Below are 23,208 nucleotides of genomic sequence, written 5' to 3'. Positions count from 1 at the left end.
CTGCCTTTCCGACCGTCATCCGATCGCGGCGATCTGAGCGTGGTCTGAACGCGGCCGCCCGCCGTCCAACCGACCCCGTTTCCTGCGTTCCCGACGCCCGTCCGCTGCCATGCCGACGGGATTTGCGGATCGTGGCGCGTGGGCTATCGGCCCGGCTATCGGCTGGCCCGGCTATCGGCTGGAAGGGATCCGCCCAGGGGGGCGGGCCGCGGGACGCATCTCCGCCATCCATCGGCTGCCATCCATCATCGTCCGCCGCCATCGCGACCTGCCGCCGCCGGGTGTTTCCATCCGCCGGCCGGCGGCTTTGCGTCGCGCCCTCGCCAAACCGCCTGTTCCCGAAGGACTCCATTTCGTGACCAGATTATCTGTGCGCCTGCGCGCATCCTGCATGATCGCGCCCGGCCTGTTCGCCATGGCCCGGTCGGCGGTCGTGCGAAGATCGGCTTCCGCAGCGCCGACCACAGCGTCTCCACCAACCTGACCGGGGCCGCACGCAGCGGCGGGGTCGACATCCTGGGCAGTGCCACCCTGCGCGATGCCGGACGCATCCGGACCGGCGACGGCAACGGCCTGACCAACGACCAGCAGCTGAAGAGCGGATTGTTCAAGGCCGGTGCCACCCTGGACGAGCGGAACAGGGTGCAGGTCTCCTATCAGAAGTTCAGCGACACCCTGATCACCCCCAGCAACCCCGGCGGCAGCGATGCGTTCGGACTGCTGCAAAGGCTGGAACGGCGGCAGGACCAGTTCACCGGGACCTACAGCTTCCGCGACGACGGCCGGAAATGCTGAACAGCACCCGCATCGAGACGGCGCCCTGGCTGCGGCACCGCATCACCTATGGCCTCGACGCCAACCGCGACCGCGACCGCGCCCGCAACCGGGATGGCGGCGTGGCCAACGCCGTCCAGCCCGACGGAGAACAGATCTCCCAGGGTCTGTTTCTCCAGGACGCGATGACGATCGCGGATGACTGGACGCTGATCGGCGCCGTTCGTCACGACCGTTACCGGCTGGAACCGTCGGGGCGGGCGGCGTCGGACAATCAGCGCCTGTCGCCGAAGGTCACGCTGAAATGGCAGGTCCAACCCTTCCTCGGCCTGTTCGTCGGCTATTCGGAGGCGTTCCGCGCCCCGACGCTGGGTGAGACCTACCAGAGCCTCGGCACCAACCGCGCCCTCTTCAACTTCCGCTCCAACCCGGACCTGAAGCCGGAGACCAGCCGGTCCCAGGAGGCGGGCTTCACGCTGGCCTTCGACGACGTGCTGACCGCGGCGGACGCGGTGCGGCTCAAGACCACCATCTTCACGGAGAAGGTGGAGAACATGATCGCCTCGGCCACGGTCGGCCGATACACGCGCGCCGCGCCCTTCTCCGGCACCGGGCTGATCTTCCAGAACCAGAACGTCGCCAAGGCGGAGCGCCATGGCGGCGAGGTGGTGGCGACCTACACGGCCGGCGGGTTCGACCTCGGTCTCGGCTATTCGCACCTGCGGGCCAAGGATGCGGCGACCGGTGCCGGGCTGTTCGCGCCGCCGGACAAGGTCACGGTCGGCACCCGCTACCGCTTCGAGAGCGGCTGGGCGGTCTGGTGGACCGGCCAGTTTGTCGACGGGCAGCACCGCGACGCGACAACCCTGCGCCGGCGCGACGGCTATGGGCTGCACGACATCCGCGTCAGCTACGACCGCGACTGGTACCGGCTGGACCTCGGCGTCACCAACCTGCTCGACAAGGCCTATTCCACCTACCAGCAGTCGCAGACGACGACCTACACCTACGAGGAAGGCCGCAGCATCAACCTGACGCTGAGCGCGCGCTTCCGATCGGGCCGCGGTCCCCCTGAAACCGTCGTGATTCCCTTGCAGGAGAGGAACCCTCCCCGATGTCCATCCATCGTGCCATCCCGGCCTCCCTTGCTGCGGCCTGCGTCCTCGCCGCCTGTTCCACCGCCGCACGGGGGCCGGAGCTCCGGCCGGTCACGGTGGCGTTCGCCCTGACCGCCAACGGCAAGCCGGCGCGCTGCGGCGTGCCGCTGGGGCCGCTGGGGGCCGGCGGAACCCCGGCCGTCCTGCACGACGCGCGTTTCCATGTGCAGGACGTTGCGCTGATCGACACGGCGGGGAGGGCGGTTCCGCTGGCGCTGGCGCAGAACGAGTGGCAGACGGCATCGACCGCTCTGCTGGACTTCGAGGACGGATCGGGTGGCTGTGCCGGCGGCACGCGGGGGACCAACAATACGGTGACGGGGAGCGTGCCGGCCGGCCGCTACGCCGGGCTCTCCTTCACCGTCGGGGTTCCACCCGCCCTGAACCATGGCAGCACGGAGAAGGCGCCGCCCCCGCTGGACATCGCCGCCATGGGATGGAGTTGGCAGGCCGGCCGCAAATTCATCAAGGTGGAGGTCGATCCGGATGGCGGAGTCGCCAAGCCGGACGGGTCCAAGGCCAGGACCTGGTATGTCCATCTCGGCTCCACCGGCTGCACCGGCAACCCGGCGGACGGGGAGAGCGTGTCCTGCACGAGGTCCAACCGCCTGCCGGTGACGGTCGCCGCCTTCGATCCGGCGACCCAGGCCGTTGCGCTCGACCTGTCGTCGGTGTTCGAGGGCAGCGCGCTGAACCGTGACCGCGGTGGGGCGGTCGGCTGCATGAGCGGCCCGACCGATCCGGACTGCGGCCCCGTGTTCCGGCAGCTCGGCCTGTCCCTCGACGACGGACGGCCGGTGACGCCCGGTTCCTCCCCGGCCTTCACCGCGGTCGTCAAACCATGACCGGCTGGTTCCGTGGCGTCCTGTCCGCGGCCGTCCTGATCGGGTTCGGGGCGGGGCTGCCCGCCATGGCGGCGGACTGGGCGTGGTCCCTGCCGGACCATGTGCCCGAGCCGCGGGTGCCCGCCGACAACCCGATGTCGGCGGAGAAGGTCGAGCTGGGCCGGCGCCTGTTCTACGACACGCGCCTGTCGGGCAACGGGACCGTCGCCTGTGCGTCCTGCCACATCCAGTCGCGGGCCTTCACCGACGGGCGGGCGCTGTCGCCGGGCTCCACCGGCGCTCCGACCCACAGGAACGCCCAGGCGCTGGCGAACAGTGCCTGGAACGCGACCTACACCTGGGCCAATCCGGCCCTGGTATCGCTGGAACGGCAGATGGAGGTTCCGCTGTTCGGCGACGACCCCGTCGAGATGGGGGTGACCGATGCCAACCGGGCGGAGATCCTGGAGCGGCTGCGCGCCGACCCGGTCTATCCGCCCCTGTTCCGCCGGTCCTTCCCGGAGGAGGCGGGACCGCCGGCCATGGGCATGGTCATCAAGGCGATCGCCGCCTTCCAGCGGAGCATCGTTTCGGCCGACAGCCGCTACGACCGCCATCTCCAGGGCAAGGCTGCGCTCAGCGAGTCCGAGACGCGGGGCATGGCCCTGTTCTTCGGGGAGCGGGCCGAATGCCACCATTGCCACGGCAGCTTCAATTTCAACGATCAGGTCGTCCATGCCCGCACCCGCGAGGTGGAGACGCCCTTCCACAACACCGGGCTCTACGACATCGACGGCGCCGGCGCCTATCCCTTTCCCAACCGCGGCCTGTTCGAGTTCACTGCCCGGCCGGAGGACATGGGGGCCTTCCGCGCACCCAGCCTGCGCAATGTGGCGGTCACCGGTCCCTACATGCATGACGGCAGCATCGCCACGCTGGCCGCGGTGGTCGACGCCTATTCGGACGGCGGCCGGGTCGTCCGGTCGGGGCCGCTGAAGGGTGACGGCCGCCTCAACCCGCACAAGAGCGGCCTGATCGCCCGGATCGGCCTGACACCCGCGGAGAAGCGGGACCTGTTGGCCTTCCTGGGAACCTTGACCGACCAGACGTTGCTGACCGATCCGCGCTGGTCCAACCCTTGGAAGAAACAGTGAGGGAAAAAATTAATTCGAATCATTCAAATGAGAGATAAGAATTAATTGTAAAACACAATGGTATTGCCTCTCGTTGAATCACTCAGTTAATATTGAAACGGTACAAAGAAATATTGATCCGAAGTCATTATTTTATCGGCCATGATCGATAATTTTACTTTTTCTTTCTTCAGAAAATAGGGTTCTCATGTCATGATCATCAAGATTTCTAAGAAATAGGCCCTTGCCGTCACCGGTCGCGCGGGTGCTTGCTGCGGATCCTGTTGCGCTCCGGTTGACGTGAACTGATCGGGAGGCCGCTGCCGCGCCGCAACGCGCGGCGGCGGCCCTTTCCGCCGAAGGCAAGGCCCGTGGGCATGAAGATCGGTTTCAATTTCACGCCGGGGGACATGCTGCCCCTGGTCCGGAGTCTGCCTGCATCGGGCCGCATCGATTACGTCGAGCTGCTGATCGACAATTTCCTTGCCGTCCCGGAGGAGGAGCTGGCCGCCGGCCTGCTGCTGCCGGAGATCGCCGTGGCGGTCCGGCTGTGGAGCCGCCTGGCCCGCGCCGCCCGGCGACTGAGGGTCCGGAAAGGTCCGGCCGGGGTCGGACCTTTCCGGAAACGGCATCAGTCCACCGTGTCGGTGGCGGGCAGGTGATGCTCGTGCCAGACGGCGTTCAGGATGCCGCAGGCGCAGGCGAAGCCGACGCCGAGGACCCAGGCGAAATACCACATGTCGGGTGTTCTCCTCTGTAAAGGATGGCTCAATAAAGGCTGGAGGGGTTGCGCTGGATGTCCGCCGGCCCGACCCGTCCGCGCAGGATGCGGAAGATGATGCTGGTGTAGGCCAGGATCATCGGCAGGAAGATCAGCGTCGACACCAGCATCACCAGCAGCGTGCGGTGGCTGGACGACGCGTCCCATACCGTCAGGCTGACCGACGGGTCGAGGCTGGACGGCATCAGCATGGGGAACATGCTGACCCCGGCCGTGGCGACGATCCCGGCGATGCCGGTGGCGCTGGACACGAAGGCGGTGCCGGGCCGCTCCAGCCGCGTCGCCAGCCAGGCCCCGGCCGCGCCGAGCACCCCCAGGACCGGTGCCGCGACCATCCAGGGATGGGCGGCATAGTTGGCGAGCCAGCCGCCCGGCCGCAGTTCGACCTGCTTGAACAGCGGGTTCGACGGTCCGTCTGTCACCGCTTGTCCGACCAGGGCGTAGCCCGGAAGCCCCAGCGCGACCCACAGGCCGGCCGCCAGGAACAGGACGATGGTGACCGGTGCGCCGACGCCGATGAAGCCGGCCGCGCGCTCGCGCACCCGGCCCTCCGTCTTCAGCGCCAGATAGACGGCGCCATGGGTTGTCAGCATTGCGAGGGATACCAACCCGGCGAGCAGGCCAAACGGGTTGAGCAGTTCCAGCAGCCCGCCGTCCTCGTAGAAGACGCGCAGGTCGCCGTCGATGCGGAAGGGCACGCCTTGCAGCAGGTTGCCGAAGGCGACGCCGAACACCAGCGACGGCACGACCCCGCCCGCCACCAGCGCGGCGTCCCAGAAACCGCGCCAGCGCCGGTCGGCGATCTTGTTGCGGAACTCGAACCCCACAGGGCGCAGGATCAGCGTGACCAGCACCAGGAACAGCGCGATGTAGAAGCCGGAGAAGGCGGCGGCATAGATGGCCGGCCAGGCGGCGAAGATCGCCCCGGCGCCCAGGATCAGCCAGACCTGGTTGCCGTCCCACACCGGCCCGATGCTGTTGATGGCGACCCGCCGCTCAAGGTCGGTGCGGGCGACGAGAGGCAGCAGGGCGGCGACTCCGAGGTCGAACCCGTCCATCACGGCGAAGCCGATCAGCAGGACGCCCAGGAACAGCCACCAGATCAGGCGGAGATGCTCGTAGTCGATCAGGGTTTCCATGGTCGGTTCCTCACGCGGCGGGGACGGGCTGTGCGGTGGCGGAGGATGGGGGACGCAGGGCGTCCGCCGGGCCGATGCGGATGTATTTGCGCATCAGGATCACGTCGACCACCAGCAGCGACGAGTAGAACAGGACGAAGCCGGTCAGGGTGAACAGCACCTGTCCCACCGACAGGGCGGAGGAGGCGAGGAAGGTCGGCAGCACCCCGTCAATGGCCCAGGGCTGGCGTCCGAACTCCGCGACGAACCAGCCGAGTTCCGCCGCCAGCCAGGGCAGCGGCAGCGACCACAGGCAAATCTTCAGGAACAGCGGATGGTCGAAGTCGCGGCGGCAGGAGCGCCAGAAGGCGACCGCGAACAGGCCGATGAAGAAGAAGCCCAGCGCCACCATCGCGCGGAAGCTCCAGAACAGCGGGGGGACGGCCGGGATCACGTCCTGGGCCGCCCGCGCGATGGTGGCGTCGTCCGCCTTGCGCGGATCGGCGACGTAGCGCTTCAGCAGCAGGGCGTGTCCCAGGTCGCCGGACCTTACAGCCAGCGTGGCCCGGGCCTCGATGTCGCCGCGGTTGGCGCGCAGCCGCTCCAGCGCGTCATAGGCGACCAGCCCGTTGCGGATGCGGGATTCTGCCCGCCTGACCAGATCGTCGATGCCGGGCAGCACGGTGTCGGCGGAGCGGGTGGCGATCAGCCCCAGCGCCCAGGGAACCGTCACCGCCGCATGGTTGACCCGCTTCTCCTGGTCGGGAATGGCGAACAGGGTGAAGCCGGCGGGGGCCGGTTCGGTCTCCCACATCGCCTCGATGGCGGCCAGCTTGACCTTCTGGTGCTCGCTGACCGTATAGCCGCTCTCGTCGCCCAGAACGGCGACCGACAGGGCGGCGGCCAGGCCGAAGGCGGAGGCGACGATCATCGAACGGGTGGCGAAGGCCCGGTGCCGCCCGCGCAGCAGATACCAGGCGCTGACCGACAGCACGAAGACCGAGCCGGTGACGTAGCCGGCGCTGACGGTGTGGACGAATTTGGCCTGGGCCACCGGATTGAACAGCAGCTCCCAGAAAGAGGCCAGTTCCATCCGCATGGTGTCGGGGTTGAACACCGCGCCGACCGGATTCTGCATCCAGCCGTTGGCGATCAGGATCCACAGCGCCGACAGGTTGGAGCCGATGGCGACCAGCCAGGTCACCGTCAGGTGGCCGAGTTTCGACAGCCGGTTCCAGCCGAAGAAGAACAGGCCGACGAAGCTCGATTCGAGGAAGAAGGCCATCAGCCCTTCGATTGCCAGCGGGGCGCCGAAGATATCGCCGACATAATGGCTGTAATAGGCCCAGTTGGTGCCGAACTGGAACTCCATGGTGATGCCGGTGGCCACACCCATGGCGAAGTTGATGCCGAACAGCTTGCCCCAGAACTGGGTCATGTCGCGCCAGATGGCGCGCCCGGTCATCACATGGACGCTCTCCATGATGGCCAGCAGGAAGGACAGCCCCAGCGTCAGGGGTACGAACAGGAAATGGTAGAGCGCCGTCATGCCGAATTGCAGGCGCGACAGGCTCATCGGATCGAGATCGAACATAATGCGTCTTGAATCCTCAACGCGGCGGGGCCGAGGCGGTCAGGCGGCTGTCCATGGCGGACGCGTCGATGACCGGGCGGTGCGCACCGTCGAACAGGAACACCCGCATCGTCACCACCACGCACAGCTTGATCAACAAGGTGGCGGTGATGGCGCGGGCGAGCGGGGATGAAAGGGTCCATGACCGGGCCGTTGCACGTCGCGGCCCGACGGGCAATGGGGATGCCTTGCCCTGGTCTTGCGTGCTCATGTCGGGTCCTTTCGGACAAAAGGGGAGCGTTCGGCCGGCGAAGCCGGCACGTCGCGCAGGAACGGCGGTCATCTCAGAGCGGCAGGGGCGTCGGTGGGCCGCGCGGCCAGGCGCTGCCGGCGGGCCGGCCCGCCGGCAGGGTGGCCGGGGCGGCCGGTGTTTCGCAACGGACGGCGCCGGCACCCGGAACAGGAAGCTCCACGGGTGCCGGCATGTGGGTGGCGCCATGCAGGATCGGCAGGCAGAACAGGCAGAAGGCACCCGCGTGGTCGCCGTCATGCCGGTTGCCGGAGCGCCCCTCGTCGGTTGGCTCGGTCGCGGCGACGGGTTCACCGGTCCGGCGGTCGATGATGACGAGGCCGGCGGCGGTACAGATGACGATGCGATCGTCGAGCAGGCCTTCCGCGAACAGCGGGGTCCGGGCGGCGGGCGGCGGCAGCAGGGCTGCGGTCAGCGCCTGCCCGGTCAGCAGGGCCAGACAGCACAGCACGCCGATGCGAAGGCGCAGGAAGTCCAGAAGGGCGGTCAAGACCGTCCCCGACTGCATCCAGGCCGATAATCCGGCCGGCCTCCGCCCATGCCGTGCGTATGGCCGGCGCGCGCGTCGGCGGCGCCCGGCAGGCTTGGGGGCAGGCACAGGAACGGGGCGGATGCGCGAGGCATGGCGGACGGGGGAGGATGGAACGGGAGAAATGCGAGCGGGAAAGAAGCGGCCACGCCATCCTTTCCGTTTGTATTGAATCCGCGATCAGGCGGATCCCCGGCACGGAGGAGGCTTGGTTTGCTCGGACGGGCCGCAGGCGACCGCGGGAGAGATGCCGGGGTTTTCGATCCGTCGGGCACGGACTCCGGCCATGCGCACAATCGTGGCGTTACGGGCCACGCGGCGGAGAGGCGTCGGTCAGGGTGCGGACGGGAAAGGAATGGAACGCCGGCTCAGCCGGCGGCCGGCGGTGCGCGCGCCTGGAGGCTGGACAGGAACCAGCCGGCCGCGACGACGTCGCCGGGCAGGGTGCGGGAATCGGCAAGCACCATGGCTTGGACGGGGGCGGCCAGCGGCAGCTGGGGCGGAAGCCCGGCGCCGGCCATGATCGGGCAGAGCGGGCAATGCCCCTTCGCGGCACCCGTGGAGCCGGAGCCGCCGTCATCCAGGACCGGCTGCCCGTCGGCATCGACGGTGATCGTCCTGATGCCGTCGACGGAGCAGATGGAGATCGTTTCCAATCCGCCGGGACCGCCATCCAATGCCATGGCCGGCATCGTCACGCTCCACACCATCATCTGGACGACAAACGCCAGCACTCCGGCCAGAAGGCCGGCGCTGCGGATGCGGTCGGTGAAGGTGCGAGGAAGGGTCACGGTCCCGGTCGCTCGTCGGTTGTACCGCCGGAAGGAGGAGGCGGCCAAATCATGGTGCGGAACTCATGGCATGGAACCGGAGCCCCGGCAAGACATTACTCCGCCCATGGACATCGCGCGGCGCCGTCCGGCCGGGAACCCGTCCCTGGCAGGCCGGCGGGCGTGATCCGGTCAGGCGCCCTGATGGAGGCGCGCGTTGAACAGCGGGCCCTGGCTGTAGCGGTGCAGCACCTTGGCGACGGCCAGAACGGCGAGGTCGGCCAGCGGCTCGATGATGATGACGCTCATATAGGCGGCGCCGAAGCTGGCGACTTCCGCGACATTCTCGGCGGTGAAGCCGTGGCCGTAGAAGGCCCAGAACGCCACCCAGGCGACGATGCCGCCCTGGTAAGCGGTGGAGAGGGCAAGCGCCTGCGAGTATTTCAGCTCCACATAGGGGGTCGATGCCGGAACGATCCGCTTCGCCAGAAGGCCGATGCCCCACAGCGGAACCAGCAGGGTCGTGACGTTCATCCCGTATTGCGGCAGGTCGAAGGGGGCGAAGAGCACGCCCTGGATCAGCAGGCCGGCGGCGAGGCCGATGGCCGTCGCCCCGGCGCCGAACAGCAGCAGCAGGGTCGATCCGAGGATGAGATGCACCTCCGACACGCCGACCGGGTGATGCGGCAGGATCTCGAAGAAGGAGAAGACGAGGGCGGTGGCGATCAGGCTGCGCAGAGCCAGCGGTACGACACCGCCGTCGTCGCGGATGCCGTCGCGCGCCATCTTCCCGGCAAGGGCGAAGGCGCCGGCCGCCGTTGCGTAACTGAGGACGATCTTGGCGCCGTCGACGACGCCGGGTTCGATGTGCATGCTGTATGCCCTTTCCTGATCAGCCATGGTCGAAAAGGGGCGCCGTCGCGGGCTGGTGCCGGCATCGCATTCCCCCATCGCAGTACCGCTACCCAGGGCATGGGGCCGGACGGACGGCTTGCGGGGGTGCGGGCGGCCGGGAACTCCGGGAACCCATCGCATCGGCAAGCTGTCGCCGGGGCACCCCGCCCGAGGACGTTCGATCGGTCAGGCAGGTCTCCTGGCTTGCGGGTCCAGGCTGCTTCGTCGGGCCTTCCCGGCGCTGCCCGCGGCGAAGCGGGCAAACGCGCCAGTGGCGCTGAAAGGACGAAGCGGCTCGCCGCTCACAGTTGCGGGGGCAGCGCCGGTCTTGCCTCCTTCCCCGGTCGGGGGGGGCGGCGCACCGGCTTCCCTCTTAGCCTTGCACGTCCGGGGATGCCCGCGGACGTGCAAGGAACCATAACCATCCCCACGGTAAGGTCAGGATGCGTCCGCCGTCAATAGGCTCCCCCGTGGCTGGCCGGATGGCGGGGGCGTGTCTTCCGGCCCCGTCCGGATCGGTGCCGGAACGGATCATCGGTAGAAGAATGAACTCGTCTTGCGCGGGCGGCCCGGGCTATGGTGCGGCGACGCCGTGCATCCGCGACAGTTTCGGGACACGGCAGGGCGGGTGGTCGGCGGATTGGTCGGCGGAGTGGAATGATCCTGGATCGGAACGGAAGGCGACGGGCGTGGCGGATCGGCGGTTTGGCCGGTGCGGTCGCGCTGCTGTTGCAGATCGTTTCCTGGGCCTGGATGCCCGCCGCGATCCAGGCAGCCAATGCCGACGATACCAACCGGATCGTGATCTGCGCGCCGGACGGCTTCAAGACGGTGCTGCTCGACGATCGCGGAATGCCGGTCGATCCGGATGCCGCGGACAGCGGCGCGCCCGGAAACGCCATGTCCGGCGGTTCCTGCCCGTTGTGCCCCCTGATCGGCGGCTTGGCCATGCCGCCGCTCGCCGTGTTCGCGATGGCCGTCGATTTCGAACGGCATGGTCCGGAGCAGTTGCCCGGCAGCCGCATCGCTGCCGGCTGGTTCCTGTCCACCCTCCAGGCGCGCGCACCGCCAGTCACCGGTTGATCGCCCCGCGGCGCAAGCGGGCTTCATGCCTGCCGCCGCCCTGCCATGATCGATCGACCGGAGTCTCCGCATGCCCGATCTCCTCTTCGGGGAGGCGGCCGGCACGACCGCGTTCGCCCCCGTCGTCCAGCCTCTTCCCGGGGCGAAGACGGATGAACCGCTGTTCGATGCCGTCGCCACCCCGAACGACAGCGGCACCCGTTACGGCCGCGTCCTGTTCGCCGGTGTCCTCGCCGCCTATTTCGCCATCACCCTGTACGCCTGGCTGCAGCTCGGCGCCTGGCCGATGGCCGCTTATTCCCTGATCGTCCTCGCCTTTGCCGTCTGGTCCATGTACGCCGACGCCCGGCGCCGGCGGCAAGCCGAGCGCATCCGCATCTGGCCGGACCGCACCCTTCTGGAGCGCATCGACGGCTCCGGGCGACAATCGGCCAGCGAATGGCAGACCGCTTGGCTGCGGCTGGCGGTCGTTCCCGGCGGGGCCGGCGGTCCTGAACTGCGCCTGACCAGCCATGGCCGGTCGGAAACCGTCGGCGCCTTCCTGACCGGGTCCGAGCGGCTCGATCTGGCGAAGGCGCTGGCCCGTCACATCGGCCGCGCGACCGCAGCGCGCTGAGCCGCAAGGTCATCTCCCTCTGCGTCATTTCCCTCCGCGCCATCTCCGGCGCGCCCCGCTTTCAAAGACCCGGCCCGCACCGGCACCGCATGGCGAAGCCGGCGGCGGCCCGGCATGATCCAGGAAAGACCCGATGTCCAACCAACCTCTGGGAACCATGACCCGCCCGGCCTTGCTGGCCGCGCTGATGGCAAGCGCGGCGTCGGTGGCGTTCGCCCAGGATGCCGCTCCTCCCACCCTGCTGCCGCCGGTCACCGTGACCGGCAACGCCGGCTCGTCGCTCACCGTGCCGGCGACGGACGAGGCGGAGCAGCGGATCCGGCGCACGCCGGGCGGCGTCGAACTCGTGCCCGACACGGCTTTCAAGAACGGCGCCGCGAACACGATCAGGGACGTGCTCGGCTGGGTGCCGGGCGTCGTGACGCAGCCCAAGTCGAACGTCGACAACCGGGTGTCGATCCGCGGCTCCGGCCTGACGCGCAACTACGGCAATCGCGGCGTCAACCTCTACATGGACGGCATCCCAATCAACACCTCCGACGGCCTGTTCGACGTCTTCGAGATCGATCCCAGCGCCTACCGCTATGTCGAGGTCTACAAGGGGGCCAACTCGCTGCGCTACGGCGGCAATGCGCTGGGCGGCGCGGTCAATTTCGTCACGCCGACCGGCCGCGACGCCTCCCGCTTCGACGGGCGCTTCGATGTGGGGAGCTTCGGATATGTGAGGGGGCAGGCGAGCACGGGGGGAGCGTCCGGAGCGTTCGACTATTTCGCCAACATGTCCATGCAGCGCGAGGACGGCTATCGCGACCACAGCGACGGCCATATCGGGCGTGGCAGCGTCAACATGGGCTATCGCATCTCTCCGGACGCCGAAACGCGATTCTATGTGAACGCCAATTCCTGGCGCCAGCGCCTGCCCGGCGAACTGACCAAGAGCGCTGCGCTCGACACGCCGAAATCGGCGGATTCCGAGTTCGTGCGCCAGGACCAGCAGCGCAACATCGATTCTATCCGGATCGCCAACAAGACCACGCTGCGCTTCGACGGCACCGAGGTCGAGTTCGGCGTCTTCAACCACCGCCGCCATGTCGACCACCCGATCTACCGCTATATCGACTACACCGTGAACGATTACGGCGGCTTCGTCGGCGCCACCGACGACCGGACCATTGCCGGCTTCCGCAACCGGCTCTCCGTCGGGGCGAACGTGCTCAACGGCACGCTGGACTACGAGGAGTTCGCCAATGTCGGCAATGCCGTGAAGGGCGCGCTGGCCTTCTCGACGCGGGACAGGTCCGAAAACTACTCGGCCCATGCGGAGAACGCCTTCCACATCCTGCCGGACGTCGCCCTGATCGCCGGTGTCCAGTACCTGCACGCGGTCCGCGACCGGACCGACCGCTTCCTCGGCGATGGCGACCAGTCCGGCCGCCGGACCTACGACCTGTGGAGCCCCAAGGTCGGGGCGATGTGGGACGTCGACCCGAACTGGCAGCTGTTCGCCAACGTTTCGCGCAGCGCGGAGGTGCCGACCTTCGACTCGAACAGCTTCGCGTCTCCGGCGTCTTCCAACGTCAAGGCCCAGACCGCGACCACCTACGAGATCGGCACGCGGGGCCGCCGGACCGACGTCACCTGGGATCTCGCGCTCTACCGGTCGCAGATCCGCAACGAACTGCAATGCGTCACCACCTCGCCCTACAGCACCTGCACCGTGCGGAATGCCGACAAGACCGTGCATCAGGGCGTCGAACTGGGCCTCGGGCTGGCCGTCCTCAAGGATCTCGCCGCGCGCGAGGACCGCACCTGGCTGAACCTCACCTATACCTACAACGACTTCTTCTTCGATGGAGCGTCCTATCACGGCAACAGCCTGCCCGGTGTCCCGCCGCATTCCATCCGCGCCGAGCTGCTCTACAAGCACCCCAGCGGCTTCCATGCCGGGCCGAGCGTCGACTGGATGCCGAAATCCTTCTATGCCGACAATGCCAACACCATTGCGGTCGATCCGTACGAGTTGCTGAACCTCAAGGTCGGCTTCGACCAGGGGGCCGGCTGGTCGGGCTATCTCGAGGGGCGGAACCTGCTGGACAAGCGCTACATCTCATCCACCATCACCGCCGAAACCGCGACGGCCGCATCGGCCCTGTTCAATCCGGGCTATGGCCGCGCCGTCTATGCCGGCCTGCGGCTGGTCTGGTAGGCAGGGCGGCTGCGAAGGCGGAGAGGTTTCCCCGGGAACGGGGCCTGTCCGCCTCCTCAATGCCCCCTCAATGCCCCCTCAATGCCCCCTCAATGCCCCTTCAATGAAGGATCTGGTGCAGGAAGGAGCGCGTCCGTTCGTGGCGGGGGGCATCGAAGAACGCGTCGGGAGCGGCGCATTCGACGATCCGGCCGCCGTCCATGAAGACCACGCGGTCGGCCACCCGGCGGGCGAAGCCCATCTCATGGGTCACCACGATCATGGTCATCCCGTCCTCGGCCAGGGACACCATGGTCTCCAGCACCTCCTTCACCATCTCCGGATCGAGCGCCGAGGTCGGCTCGTCGAACAGCATCACCCGCGGCTCCATGCACAGGGCGCGGGCGATGGCCACCCGCTGCTGCTGCCCGCCGGAGAGCTGGCCCGGGAATTTCGCCGCCTGCTCGGCGATGCGGACGCGCCGCAGCAGCTGCATCGCCCGGTCTTCGGCGTCCCGCCGCGATGTCCCGCGCGCCAGCATCTGCGGCAGGGCGCAGTTGTCGAGAATCGACAGATGGGGAAACAGGTTGAAGTGTTGGAACACCATGCCGACCTCGCGGCGGACGGCGTCGATGTTGCGCACGCTGTCGGTCAGCTCCACCCCATTGACGGCGATGCGGCCGGCCTGGTGCTCCTCGAGGCGGTTGATGCAGCGGATCAGCGTCGATTTGCCCGACCCCGACGGGCCGCAGACGACGATGCGCTCGCCCGCCGCCACCGTCAGGCTGACCTGATCGAGGACCTGGAAGGTGCCGTACCATTTGTCGACCGCTTCGATCAGGATGGCGGGGCTTGCGGCGGCGGTTGCGGGTGCGGTCATCAGCGGTTGTCCTTTTCCTGGACGCGGCCTTCCAGCCAGCGGGCGTAGAGCGAGATGGCGAAGCAGATGAGGAAATAGACGGCCCCCACGAACAGGTAGCCTTCCGCATAGGGAGCCGGCCAGACCGGGTCGGAGGCGGCGGTGCGCCCGGCGCTCAGCATGTCGAACACGCCGACGATCAGCACCAGGCTGGTGTTCTTGACCATGACGATGGCGGTGTTGGTCAGCGGCGGGATGACCTTCTGGATCGCCTGGGGCAGCACGACGTGCCACACCGACTTCCACACCGGGATGCCCAGCGCGCGCGCCGCCTCCATCTGCCCGCCGGGGACGCCCTGCAGGCCGCCGCGGATCACCTCCGCCAGATAGGCGGCGGCGAAGATGGTGAGCGCGGCCAGGGTGCGGCCCAGCTTGTCGACCGTCCAGCCCGCCGGCAGCAGCAGCGGCATCATGATCGAGGAGATGAACAGCAGCCCGACCAGCGGCATGCCGCGGATGATCTCGATCACCAGCACCGACAGGACGCGCGGGACCGGTATCTTGGAGCGGCGGCCGAGTGCCAGCGTGACGGCGACCGGAAAGCCCAGCCCCAGCGACAGGATCGCCAGCAGCAGCGTGACCGGCAGGCCGCCCCAGTTGGCGGTGGAAACGAAGGGCAGGCCGGCGAAGCCGCCCCACATCAGCGCCAGCATGGCGCCGACCGTCACGCCCCATGCAACCAGCAGGCGGCGCCCCCAGAACCTTGGCGGCAGCGACACCAGCACCATGGCCAGAACCAGCCCGATCACGGTCAGCGGGCGCCATTGCTCGTCCGCGGGATAGACGCCGAACAAGATGAAGCGGATCTTGGCGGCGACGAAGGCCCAGCAGGCACCGCCGCCGCCGCAGCGGCCGGGATCGGCCGTGCTCCACACGGCGTCCAGCACGCCCCAGCGCAGCGCCGGCAGCAGCGACAGCAGCAGGGCGCCGGTCAGCACGGTCAGCCCCGCCGCGATCAGGTCGCCGAACAGAACCTGCAGGATGGGGGTGCGGCGGCGCGGCGGCGGTCCGCCGGACGGCGCGGCTGGAGCGGTGGCGGGAACGTCTGTGGTCATGGTCATGGTCGGGAACTTTCCCATCGGCAGGCTCATCGCTCGGCTCATCGCGTGGCCAGGGCGGTTCTGGCGTTGCACCAGTTCATCAGCAGCGAGACCGTGCTGCCGATCGTCAGATAGACGGCGAGAAGGATGGCGATGCTTTCCAGCGCCTGGCCGGTCTGGTTGATGACGGTGCCGATCACCAGCCCCAGCTCCGGAAAGCCGACGGCGAGCGCCAGGGTGGAGTTCTTGACCGTCGAGAGATACTGCGTGGTCAGCGGCGGGATGATGACCCGCAGCGCCTGCGGCATGACGATCCGCATGAGCGTCTGCCGCTCGCTGAGGCCGAGCGCCCGCCCGGCCTCCCACTGGCCGCGGCCGACGGCGTCGATGCCGCCGCGGATGATCTCGCCGATGAAGGCGGCGGTGTAGAGCACGAGCCCGACCATCAGCGCCGCGAATTCCGGCGACAGCCGCATCCCGCCGGTGAAGTTGAAGCCGCGCAGTTCGGGCAGGCTCGCCCTGGCGCCGATGCCGGTCGCCCAGGCGAGGAGCAGGGCGGCGATCAGCGCCCCGGCCACGGGCAGGATGCGGACCATCCCGCCTTGCCGGTCTTGCGGGCTCCGCCGGCGCAGCCGGCGCGCCAGCAGCACCGCGGCGATCAGAATGGCCGTGGTCCCGGCCGCGAAGCCCCAGCCGTTGCCGCTCCACTCGATGCCCGGCAGATAGAGTCCGCGCTGGGAAAGATAGATGCCGGGCAGAGGGTGCAGCGCGTTGCGCGGCGCCGGCAGAGCCGTGGTGGCGAGCGCGTACCAGAACAGCAACTGCACGATCAGCGGCGTGTTGCGGACCACCGTGACGAAGACGCCTGCCGCTCCGGACAGCATCGGGTGAGCCGACCGCCGAGCAAGCCCGACGAACAGCCCGAGCAGGGTGGCGAACAGGATCGCCAGGGCCGAGATCGTCAAGGTGTTGCCGACGCCCACCACATAGGCCCAGGCGAAGCTGTCGGTCGGGCTGTAGGGGATCACGCTTTCGGAAATCGGGAAGTTGGCCGGCCGGGTGAGGAAGTCGAAACCGACGCGGATGCTGCGGACAGCCAGATTTTCGACCGTGTTGCCGGCGAGCCAGACCAGCGTCCCGACGAAGAGAAGGAGAAGAAGTGCCTGACCGGCCCAGGCCCGGAGGCGCGGGCTGTCCCAGAGGGCGGCGAGCATGGGCCGATCTCCCGGATGCTGTGCGGATGCGGGGCGGGCTTACTGGAAGGCGAGCGGGAACATCAGCCCGCCGTCGCGGAACAGTCGGTTGTAGCCGCGGTCGATCTTCAGCGGGCTGCCCGCGCCGAGGTTGCGGTCGAAGATCTCGCCATAGTTCCCGAGCTGCTTGACGATGTTGTAGGCGAACTTGTCGTCCAGCCCGATCGCCGTGCCGTTGCCGGGCTCGACGCCCAGGAAGCGGCGGACGCGGGGATCGCCGGAGGTCAGCTTCTGGTCGATGTTGGCCTGGGTGATGCCGAACATCTCCGCCGCCGTCAGCGCCTGGAACGACCAGGTGACGATGTCCATCCACTGGTCGTCGCCGTGCCGCACCGCCGGGGTCAGCGCGTCCATGTAGGGTGTGGCCGGGAAGATGACGTAGTCGGCCGGGGTCTTCGCCTGGGTGGCGCGGATGGAGGCCAGCGCCGCCGCGTCGGTGATCAGCGCGTCGCAGCGGCCGGAAAAGAAGGCCTGCCGCAACGCCGACACGCTGTCGAAGACCACGGTCGTCAGTTGGAGCTGATGCTCGCGCGACACGTCGTTCACCACGACCTCGGTGGTCGAGCCGGTCTGCACGCACACCGACGCGCCCTTCATGTCCTGAACCTTGGTGACGCCGAGGCTCTTCGGCATCAGGAAGCCGGTGAACTCGTAATAGTTGGGGGTGGTGAAGTTGATGCCGTTGCCGTCGCGCTGGATCGTCCAGGTCAGGGTGCGGGGCAGGATGTCGATCTCGCCGCTCTGCAGGGCCGGGATGCGCTGCTGGCCGCTGAGCGGCACGAATTCGGCCTTGTCCTTGTCGTTGAAGACGGCGACCGCCACGGCGCGGCAGGTCTCGACGTCAAGCCCGCGCCAATAGCCCTTGTCGTCCGGCGCGCTGAAGCCGATGGTGCCGGAACTGGCGGCGCAGATCACCTTGCCGCGGGCCTTCACGGCGTCCAGCGTGGTGCCGGCCAGGGCCGGAAATGCGGTCGCCGAGCCGATCGCCAGCAGTGCGGCGGTCGTCGCGACGGTGAGGGCGGCGGCACGCCGCCAGCCGGAAACTGTTGTGGTCATGAGGAAAACCCCTGTTCGTCGTCTTGCTTGTTGTCCGCCTGCCGTTGTCGGCAGTGCGTGTGCGTGTGTGGACCCGCTGCCGTCAGGCGGCGTGTGCCTTGGCCGTCCGTGCGGCGATGTCGTCGAGGAAGGCGGTGAGGTCGTCCTGCAGGTCGGACGGATCCTCCAGCCCGACGCTGATGCGCAAAATCAGATCCTCGCCCTGCCATGGGCGGGCGGTCCGGTTGCGCCTGACCGGCATCGGGGCCATCAGGCTGCGGGTTCCGCCCCAGGAAGCGCCGATGGCGAAGGTGCGCAGCACGTCGAGGGCCGGCGAGACGTGGGGGGTCGCCGCCGGCGTGAACACCACGCTGAAGACGCCGCTGGCTCCCAGGAAGTCGCGCTTCCACACCGCATGGCCGGGAGAGCCGGCGAGCGCCGGATACAGCACCTCCTCGACCAGCGGGTGGCTGGCCAGCCGCTCGACCAGGGCCATCGCCCCGTCGGACGCCTGCCGCATCCGCACGCCCAGCGTTTCCATCCCCCGCAGCACCAGCGAGGCGTCGTCGGGCGATACGCCGATTCCATAGCGGCCGAGAGCGCTGCGGATCGGCGTGATCAGCGCCTCGTCCCGCACGGTGAGGGATCCCATCAGCAGGTCGGAATGGCCGCCGACATATTTCGTCAGCGCTTCGGTCACCAGATCGGCGCCATGGTCGAGCGGCTTGAAGTTCAGCGGGGTGGCCCAGGTGTTGTCGCAGCCGACCAGGGCGCCATGGCGGTGCGCCACCGCCGCGATGGCGGGCAGGTCCTGGACTTCCATCGTCGTGGAGCCGGGGGATTCGCACCACACGATCCGGGTGCGTCCATCGATCCGCCGCTCCAGGTCGGCGACGGAGGTCGGATCGTAATAGTCGACCTCGACGCCGAACCTGGCCAGATCGCGGTTGGCGAAGTCGCGCACCGGCGGATAGGAGGTGTCGGCGATCAGGATCCTGTCGCCCGCCTGCAGGAAGGGCAGCACGGCGAAACTGTTGGCCGCCTGGCCCGAAGGCAAAAGAAATGTCCAGGCACCGTTTTCAAGCGCCGTCAGCTTGGCTTCGAGCGTCCTGGTGGTGGGCGTGCCGTAGAGGCCGTAGGTATAGCCCGTGTGTCCACGTTCGCCGCGTGTCGCGTAGCCTTCGGCATTGGCGAACACGATCGTCGATCCACGATGGACGGGCACGCTGAGGCTGTCGAATCCTTCGGTGGCGACCGAAGGATTCACCACGCATTGGGTGAGATCTTTCATGGGAGGCGTCCTTTGACTGACGGCCCCGATTTGACGCCACCAGCCCTATCTCGTCCAATATCGATTTCCGGGCAGTCTATTCCCGGGGGTTATAGAGGGGTCGCCATGTCCCGCGGTGGGGCGAGGTGCTCCATACGGTCATCGAGGCCCCGTCGGGATTCTGGGCCTGCGATGCGGTTTCTTCTTGCCGGGTGGGGGTGAGACGTCAGGCCGGTACCGTGGCGACGGTGAAATTGCGATCCTCGCGCCGCAATTCATCCAGCAGATCGTCGATGATGTGCAGGGCCTGGGCCGTGGCGGCGTTCGGTTCGCTTTCGGTCGGGCGGATGAGGAACAGCGTGCGCGTCAGCGCCGGCTCGCTGATCGGCCGGATCACCAGGGCGCCGGCCTGGAGGTCTTCCGCGACGGCACTGTGCGGCAGGATCGCGCAGGCCAGTCCGCGCCGGACCATGTCCTTGATCGCCTGCATGGATTCCAGCGAGAAAGCGACGTTCGGCACCAGCCCGCGCGCGGTCATCGCCTCGGTGATCAGCCGCCGGACCAGATCGCCCTCGTTGGGCATCGCCAGTTCGGCGCCGGCGATGTCCGCCAGCGTTACCGGCCCCGCCCCGTCGAAGCGCGAGCCCGGATGGGTGATCAGGCACAACGCCTCGTTCAGCCGTGGCTCGCTGTGCAGCATGCGGCTATGCGGCACCGTGTAGGCCAGCGCGAGATCCAGCTTGCCCGACGAGACATGGCCGATCAGCGCATGGCTCAACTCCTCGAACAGCTTCAGTTCGACCCCCGGCAGGGCGCTGCGCAGCCGTTCCATCAGCCTGCCGGCCAGCAGTCCCGACAGGCTGGGGGTCAGTCCCACCGCCAGCGTCCTTGGAACCTGCCCGGCAACCTCGTGCAGCGACCGTTTCAAATCCTGCAGGCGCCGGACGATCAGCCTCGCCTCTTCCAGGAAGAGGAGGCCGGCCGGAGTGGGATGGGTTCCGGTGACGGTGCGGACCAGCAGCGTGACCGGAATTCCCGCTCCAACGCCCTGATCTGCACCCCCAGCGCCGGTTGGGCGATGTTCAGCGCCAGCCCCGCCTTGCTGATGCTGCCCAGTTCGCAGACCAGGATGAAGCTCTCCAATTGGCGGCTGCGCATCGGTGGTGTCCATCCTTTCGGCGGTTTGCGGCGCCTGTGCGCGGTCCGAAGCGTCGCATCGGCAAAGAGGGGGGCAAACAATTTTCATATGGGGGTGGTCCAAAGCTGTCCTGGACAGGACCGGCGGGCTGCATTTGTTTGCTTGCAAAACAAACAGAAACAAGGCGGAACGCAGAACGCCAGTCACCGGGAGGGAGACACAACCCATGCGTGGCCTATCGTCAGAACGAACACCGGTCCCCGATGGGCCGGCAGGCGCACCCCATCCGGCGCAACCGATTCCCCTCGGCCGCACCCCGGGAGCCAACGGCTCGGCGGCTGGAAGCCATGCCGTGATGACCGGCGTCACCCGCATCTTCGGGTCGGTCGTCCATGCGCTGGGGCCGGTCGATCTGGAGCTGCGGCGGGGAGAGTTCTTCTCCATCGTCGGACCGTCCGGCTGCGGAAAATCCACCCTGCTCGACGTGCTTGCCGGGTTGAGCGCCCCGACCGATGGCACCATCACCTTCGAGGGCAAGCGCGTGCGCGGCACGGTTCCCGACGGTGTCGGCGTGGTGTTCCAGGAGGATGCGTCCTTTCCCTGGCTGACCGTGCGCGACAACATCGGCTTCGGCCTGCGGCGTGCCGGCTTCCTGGGCGCCGAGGCGGAGGACCGCGTGCGCCATGCCATCGATTTCATGGGCTTGAACGATTTCGCCGACGCCTATCCCAACCAGCTGTCCGGCGGCATGCGCCAGCGCGTCTGCATCGCCCGGACGCTGGTGATGCGCCCGCACCTGGTGCTGCTCGACGAGCCGTTCGGCGCGCTCGACCAGCAGACGCGCCTGCTGATGGGGGATGAGCTGCTGCGGCTGTGGCGGGCGAGCGGGGCGACCGTCCTGCTGATCACCCATGCGCTGGACGAGGCGGCGATGCTGTCCGACCGCATCGGCGTGATGTCGTCCCGCCCGGGCCGTTTCATCGAGATCATCGAGACCGGCTGGCCGCGCGACCGCACCAGCGCGATTGCCGCCGAGCCCGCCTTCGTGCTGTACCCGCTGTTCATCGTGCTGCTCGGCATGAACGCCTTGCCGATCATCGCCATGGGCTTTCTCTATGCGGTGATGGCGATGGTCACGGCGACGCTGTCCGGGCTGGACCGCATTCCGCCGGTGCTGCGCAAGGTCGGCCGCACCTATCGCCTCGGCCGGCTCCAGGACGCGTTGCTGATCCAGCTTCCGGCTGCCGGGCCGCACATCTTCAGCGGCGTCAAGCTGGCGCTGAGCTATTCGGTGACCGGCGTCATCGGGGCGGAGTTCATCCTGGCCGGCAGCGGGCTCGGCTACTCCATCGCCTTCGCGTACAACAATCTCCAGGACCGGACGATGTACGCGCTGCTGCTGTTCGTGGTGGTCTTCGTGTCCAGCCTGACCGTCCTGCTGCATTGGGCGGAACAGCGGGTGCGCCACCGCTCCGGCGCCGGCCGCGTCGGTGCCGCCCGCGACATTGCCGGAACGGGGGAGAAGCTGGTGGCGGCCGCCGTCATCGTCCTGCTGATCCTCGGCGGCTGGCAGCTGTTCCACGGCATGGCGGGGGACGAGGCGCTGGCCTCGCCGCTGGTCACCCTGAACCGGCTGGTCGTCCTGTTCGGCAACCCGTCCTTCTGGGAGAATGTCGCGGAGACCGCCAAGGCGCTGGGGTTGTCGCTGCTGATCTCCTGCATCGGCGGCGGGCTGGCGGGTGTGCTGATCGGTGCCAACCGGTCGCTGTCGGACATGCTGGAGCCGCTGTTCGTCACCCTCCACGCCATTCCCAAGGTCACGCTCTATCCGGTGATCCTGCTGCTGTTCGGGCTGGGCATGCCGGCGAAGGTCGCCTTCGGCACGCTGCACGGCTTCATCCCGATGATGCTGGTCACCATGGGCGCCATCCGGGCCATGAACCCGGTGCTGCGGCGCTCTGCCCGGGCCATGCGGCTGTCGCGGATGCAGACCCTGACCGCGATCCTGGTTCCGGCGACGGTGCCCTAGATCGTGACCGGCCTGCGCATCAGCTTCTCCATCACCCTTCTCGGCGTGATGGTCGGCGAGATGTTCGCGTCCAAGCGCGGGCTGGGCTTCATGATCATGAACGGCATCAGCGTCAACGACACCGCGACGATGATGAGCGTCACCGTGCTGATCGGCCTGTTCGCCCTGGCGGTCAACAGCGCGCTGCTGGCGCTGGACAACCGGATGCACCGGGCCTCCTGACCGGACCGGCCATCCTTCGGCACCTCCGTCCACCTTCTTTCCGGCCGCCGGCCCGTCCGGTGGAAAGGGCCCTGCCATGCCCATCGAAACCGCCAAGCTGATCGACGTCCATGCCCATGTCCGGCTGGAGGCGACCAACGGCGCCGCCGGCGTCCACGGACCGGAGCATGGCGTGGACGGGAACGGCCAGCCCTGGTACCGCGTCGGCAACTACCGGCTGAGCGGCGTGCGCCACCTCAACAGCCCCTTCACCGATCCGGAGCTCCGGCTTCGCCGCATGGACCGGGCCGGCATCGATTTCCAGGTGCTGTCGGCCAGCCCGCTGAATTATTTCCACCATATCGACGTGCCCTCGGCCGTTTCCTTCTGCCGCCGTCACAACGACGCGCTGGCGGAACTGGTCGGGCGCCATCCCGGCAGGCTGGGCGGGCTGGCCGCCCTGCCGATGCAGGATCCCCGCGCCGCGACGGAGGAACTTGAGCGGTCCGTCACCGAACTGGGCCTGTGGGGGGCGGCGACCGGCACCGAATTCGCGCGCGAACCGCTGCACAGCCC

General features: G+C 68.2%; 22 protein-coding genes, 3 pseudogenes and 1 riboswitch. Of the genes and pseudogenes, 11 read left to right on the top strand and 14 right to left on the bottom strand.

Annotated features, from left to right (window positions below; translation table 11 throughout):
• Nucleotides 1-138 precede the first annotated feature (138 nt).
• From ABMY26_RS04010 to ABMY26_RS03985, 6 genes and pseudogenes are all read left to right on the top strand, one after another.
• Entirely contained in the window at nt 139-795 is a 657-nt protein-coding gene (locus tag ABMY26_RS04010; RefSeq protein WP_372394170.1) for a hypothetical protein, read from the top strand.
• The gene (locus ABMY26_RS04005; RefSeq protein ID WP_372394168.1) at nt 789-2,003 is read left to right on the top strand and encodes a TonB-dependent receptor domain-containing protein; all 1,215 of its coding nucleotides are present in this window, start codon (nt 789-791) and stop codon (nt 2,001-2,003) included. Before ABMY26_RS04010 ends, ABMY26_RS04005 begins: the two co-directional genes overlap by 7 nt.
• Complete coding sequence (locus tag ABMY26_RS04000; RefSeq protein WP_372394166.1) at nt 1,988-2,776, top strand: MbnP family copper-binding protein; 789 nt, start codon at nt 1,988-1,990, stop codon at nt 2,774-2,776. Before ABMY26_RS04005 ends, ABMY26_RS04000 begins: the two co-directional genes overlap by 16 nt.
• Complete coding sequence (locus ABMY26_RS03995) at nt 2,773-3,909, top strand: MbnH family di-heme enzyme (RefSeq protein WP_372394164.1); 1,137 nt, start codon at nt 2,773-2,775, stop codon at nt 3,907-3,909. The genes ABMY26_RS04000 and ABMY26_RS03995 overlap by 4 nt, the downstream gene beginning before the upstream one ends.
• Before the next feature lie 192 nt (nt 3,910-4,101).
• Nucleotides 4,102-4,197: pseudogene (mbnA, locus tag ABMY26_RS03990) on the top strand (methanobactin).
• 68 nt (nt 4,198-4,265) lie between these two features.
• On the top strand, nt 4,266-4,550 hold the full coding sequence (locus tag ABMY26_RS03985) for a hypothetical protein (protein ID WP_372394162.1): 285 nt from the start codon (nt 4,266-4,268) through the stop codon (nt 4,548-4,550).
• Here ABMY26_RS03985 and cydX read toward each other — a convergent pair.
• From cydX to ABMY26_RS03950, 7 genes are all read right to left on the bottom strand, one after another.
• Nucleotides 4,520-4,627, bottom strand: a complete 108-nt coding sequence (gene cydX / locus ABMY26_RS03980) for a cytochrome bd-I oxidase subunit CydX (protein ID WP_098736646.1) — start codon at nt 4,625-4,627, stop codon at nt 4,520-4,522. The two genes, ABMY26_RS03985 and cydX, sit on opposite strands and share 31 nt — an antisense overlap.
• Before the next feature lie 29 nt (nt 4,628-4,656).
• On the bottom strand, nt 4,657-5,808 hold the full coding sequence (cydB, locus tag ABMY26_RS03975) for a cytochrome d ubiquinol oxidase subunit II (protein WP_372394160.1): 1,152 nt from the start codon (nt 5,806-5,808) through the stop codon (nt 4,657-4,659).
• Between the two features lie 10 nt (nt 5,809-5,818).
• Nucleotides 5,819-7,381: a cytochrome ubiquinol oxidase subunit I gene (locus ABMY26_RS03970; protein WP_372394158.1), complete on the bottom strand. Its 1,563-nt coding sequence runs from the start codon at nt 7,379-7,381 to the stop codon at nt 5,819-5,821.
• Nucleotides 7,382-7,397: 16 nt separating this feature from the next.
• Nucleotides 7,398-7,631: a hypothetical protein gene (locus ABMY26_RS03965; RefSeq protein WP_372394156.1), complete on the bottom strand. Its 234-nt coding sequence runs from the start codon at nt 7,629-7,631 to the stop codon at nt 7,398-7,400.
• Between the two features lie 73 nt (nt 7,632-7,704).
• Nucleotides 7,705-8,160, bottom strand: a complete 456-nt coding sequence (locus ABMY26_RS03960; RefSeq protein ID WP_372394154.1) for a DUF2946 family protein — start codon at nt 8,158-8,160, stop codon at nt 7,705-7,707.
• A gap of 407 nt (nt 8,161-8,567) precedes the next feature.
• On the bottom strand, nt 8,568-8,990 hold the full coding sequence (locus ABMY26_RS03955) for a DUF2946 family protein (RefSeq protein WP_372394152.1): 423 nt from the start codon (nt 8,988-8,990) through the stop codon (nt 8,568-8,570).
• A 171-nt stretch (nt 8,991-9,161) separates the two neighbouring features.
• Complete coding sequence (locus ABMY26_RS03950) at nt 9,162-9,842, bottom strand: energy-coupling factor ABC transporter permease (protein ID WP_372394150.1); 681 nt, start codon at nt 9,840-9,842, stop codon at nt 9,162-9,164.
• A gap of 192 nt (nt 9,843-10,034) precedes the next feature.
• A riboswitch (cobalamin riboswitch) is annotated at nt 10,035-10,298 on the bottom strand.
• 222 nt (nt 10,299-10,520) lie between these two features.
• Between ABMY26_RS03950 and ABMY26_RS03945 the strand changes: the two genes are divergently transcribed.
• The 3 genes from ABMY26_RS03945 (at nt 10,521) to ABMY26_RS03935 (ending at nt 13,768) form a co-directional block, all read left to right on the top strand.
• Complete coding sequence (locus ABMY26_RS03945) at nt 10,521-10,946, top strand: DUF2946 family protein (protein WP_372394148.1); 426 nt, start codon at nt 10,521-10,523, stop codon at nt 10,944-10,946.
• Between the two features lie 70 nt (nt 10,947-11,016).
• Nucleotides 11,017-11,562: a DUF2244 domain-containing protein gene (locus ABMY26_RS03940; RefSeq protein ID WP_372394146.1), complete on the top strand. Its 546-nt coding sequence runs from the start codon at nt 11,017-11,019 to the stop codon at nt 11,560-11,562.
• A gap of 133 nt (nt 11,563-11,695) precedes the next feature.
• On the top strand, nt 11,696-13,768 hold the full coding sequence (locus ABMY26_RS03935) for a TonB-dependent receptor family protein (RefSeq protein WP_372394144.1): 2,073 nt from the start codon (nt 11,696-11,698) through the stop codon (nt 13,766-13,768).
• Between the two features lie 100 nt (nt 13,769-13,868).
• Here the strand turns inward: ABMY26_RS03935 and ABMY26_RS03930 are convergent, their stop codons facing one another.
• The 7 genes from ABMY26_RS03930 to ABMY26_RS03900 form a co-directional block, all read right to left on the bottom strand.
• On the bottom strand, nt 13,869-14,627 hold the full coding sequence (locus ABMY26_RS03930) for an amino acid ABC transporter ATP-binding protein (RefSeq protein WP_372394142.1): 759 nt from the start codon (nt 14,625-14,627) through the stop codon (nt 13,869-13,871).
• Nucleotides 14,627-15,727 carry an amino acid ABC transporter permease gene (locus ABMY26_RS03925; RefSeq protein WP_372394140.1) on the bottom strand — a complete coding sequence of 367 codons (1,101 nt, stop codon included), beginning with the start codon at nt 15,725-15,727 and terminating at the stop codon, nt 14,627-14,629. Before ABMY26_RS03925 ends, ABMY26_RS03930 begins: the two co-directional genes overlap by 1 nt.
• 38 nt (nt 15,728-15,765) lie before the next feature.
• The gene (locus tag ABMY26_RS03920) at nt 15,766-16,920 is read right to left on the bottom strand and encodes an amino acid ABC transporter permease (protein WP_372394138.1); all 1,155 of its coding nucleotides are present in this window, start codon (nt 16,918-16,920) and stop codon (nt 15,766-15,768) included.
• A 39-nt stretch (nt 16,921-16,959) separates the two neighbouring features.
• Nucleotides 16,960-18,015, bottom strand: a complete 1,056-nt coding sequence (locus tag ABMY26_RS03915) for an amino acid ABC transporter substrate-binding protein (protein WP_372394136.1) — start codon at nt 18,013-18,015, stop codon at nt 16,960-16,962.
• Nucleotides 18,016-18,097: 82 nt separating this feature from the next.
• Nucleotides 18,098-19,285, bottom strand: coding sequence for a PLP-dependent aspartate aminotransferase family protein (locus ABMY26_RS03910; RefSeq protein ID WP_372394134.1), 1,188 nt, complete (start codon nt 19,283-19,285; stop codon nt 18,098-18,100).
• A gap of 205 nt (nt 19,286-19,490) precedes the next feature.
• A complete protein-coding gene (locus ABMY26_RS03905) occupies nt 19,491-20,192 on the bottom strand; it encodes a LysR substrate-binding domain-containing protein (RefSeq protein WP_372394132.1) in 702 nt (233 codons plus the stop codon).
• A gap of 20 nt (nt 20,193-20,212) precedes the next feature.
• On the bottom strand, nt 20,213-20,422 hold the full coding sequence (locus ABMY26_RS03900; protein WP_372394130.1) for a LysR family transcriptional regulator: 210 nt from the start codon (nt 20,420-20,422) through the stop codon (nt 20,213-20,215).
• Nucleotides 20,423-20,628: 206 nt separating this feature from the next.
• Here ABMY26_RS03900 and ABMY26_RS03895 point away from each other — a divergent pair.
• Both ABMY26_RS03895 and ABMY26_RS03890 read left to right on the top strand, forming a co-directional pair.
• Nucleotides 20,629-22,653 (top strand): annotated as a pseudogene (locus tag ABMY26_RS03895) (ABC transporter permease subunit).
• A gap of 76 nt (nt 22,654-22,729) precedes the next feature.
• A pseudogene (locus ABMY26_RS03890) lies at nt 22,730-23,203 on the top strand (amidohydrolase family protein); the annotation flags it as partial.
• Nucleotides 23,204-23,208 lie beyond the last annotated feature (5 nt).

It is taken from the genome of Azospirillum sp. HJ39 (assembly GCF_041507355.1).
GTDB classification, from domain to species: domain Bacteria; phylum Pseudomonadota; class Alphaproteobacteria; order Azospirillales; family Azospirillaceae; genus Azospirillum; species Azospirillum thiophilum.
Note: the sequence above shows the minus strand (reverse complement) of the source record. Positions and strands in the feature narration are given on the sequence as shown.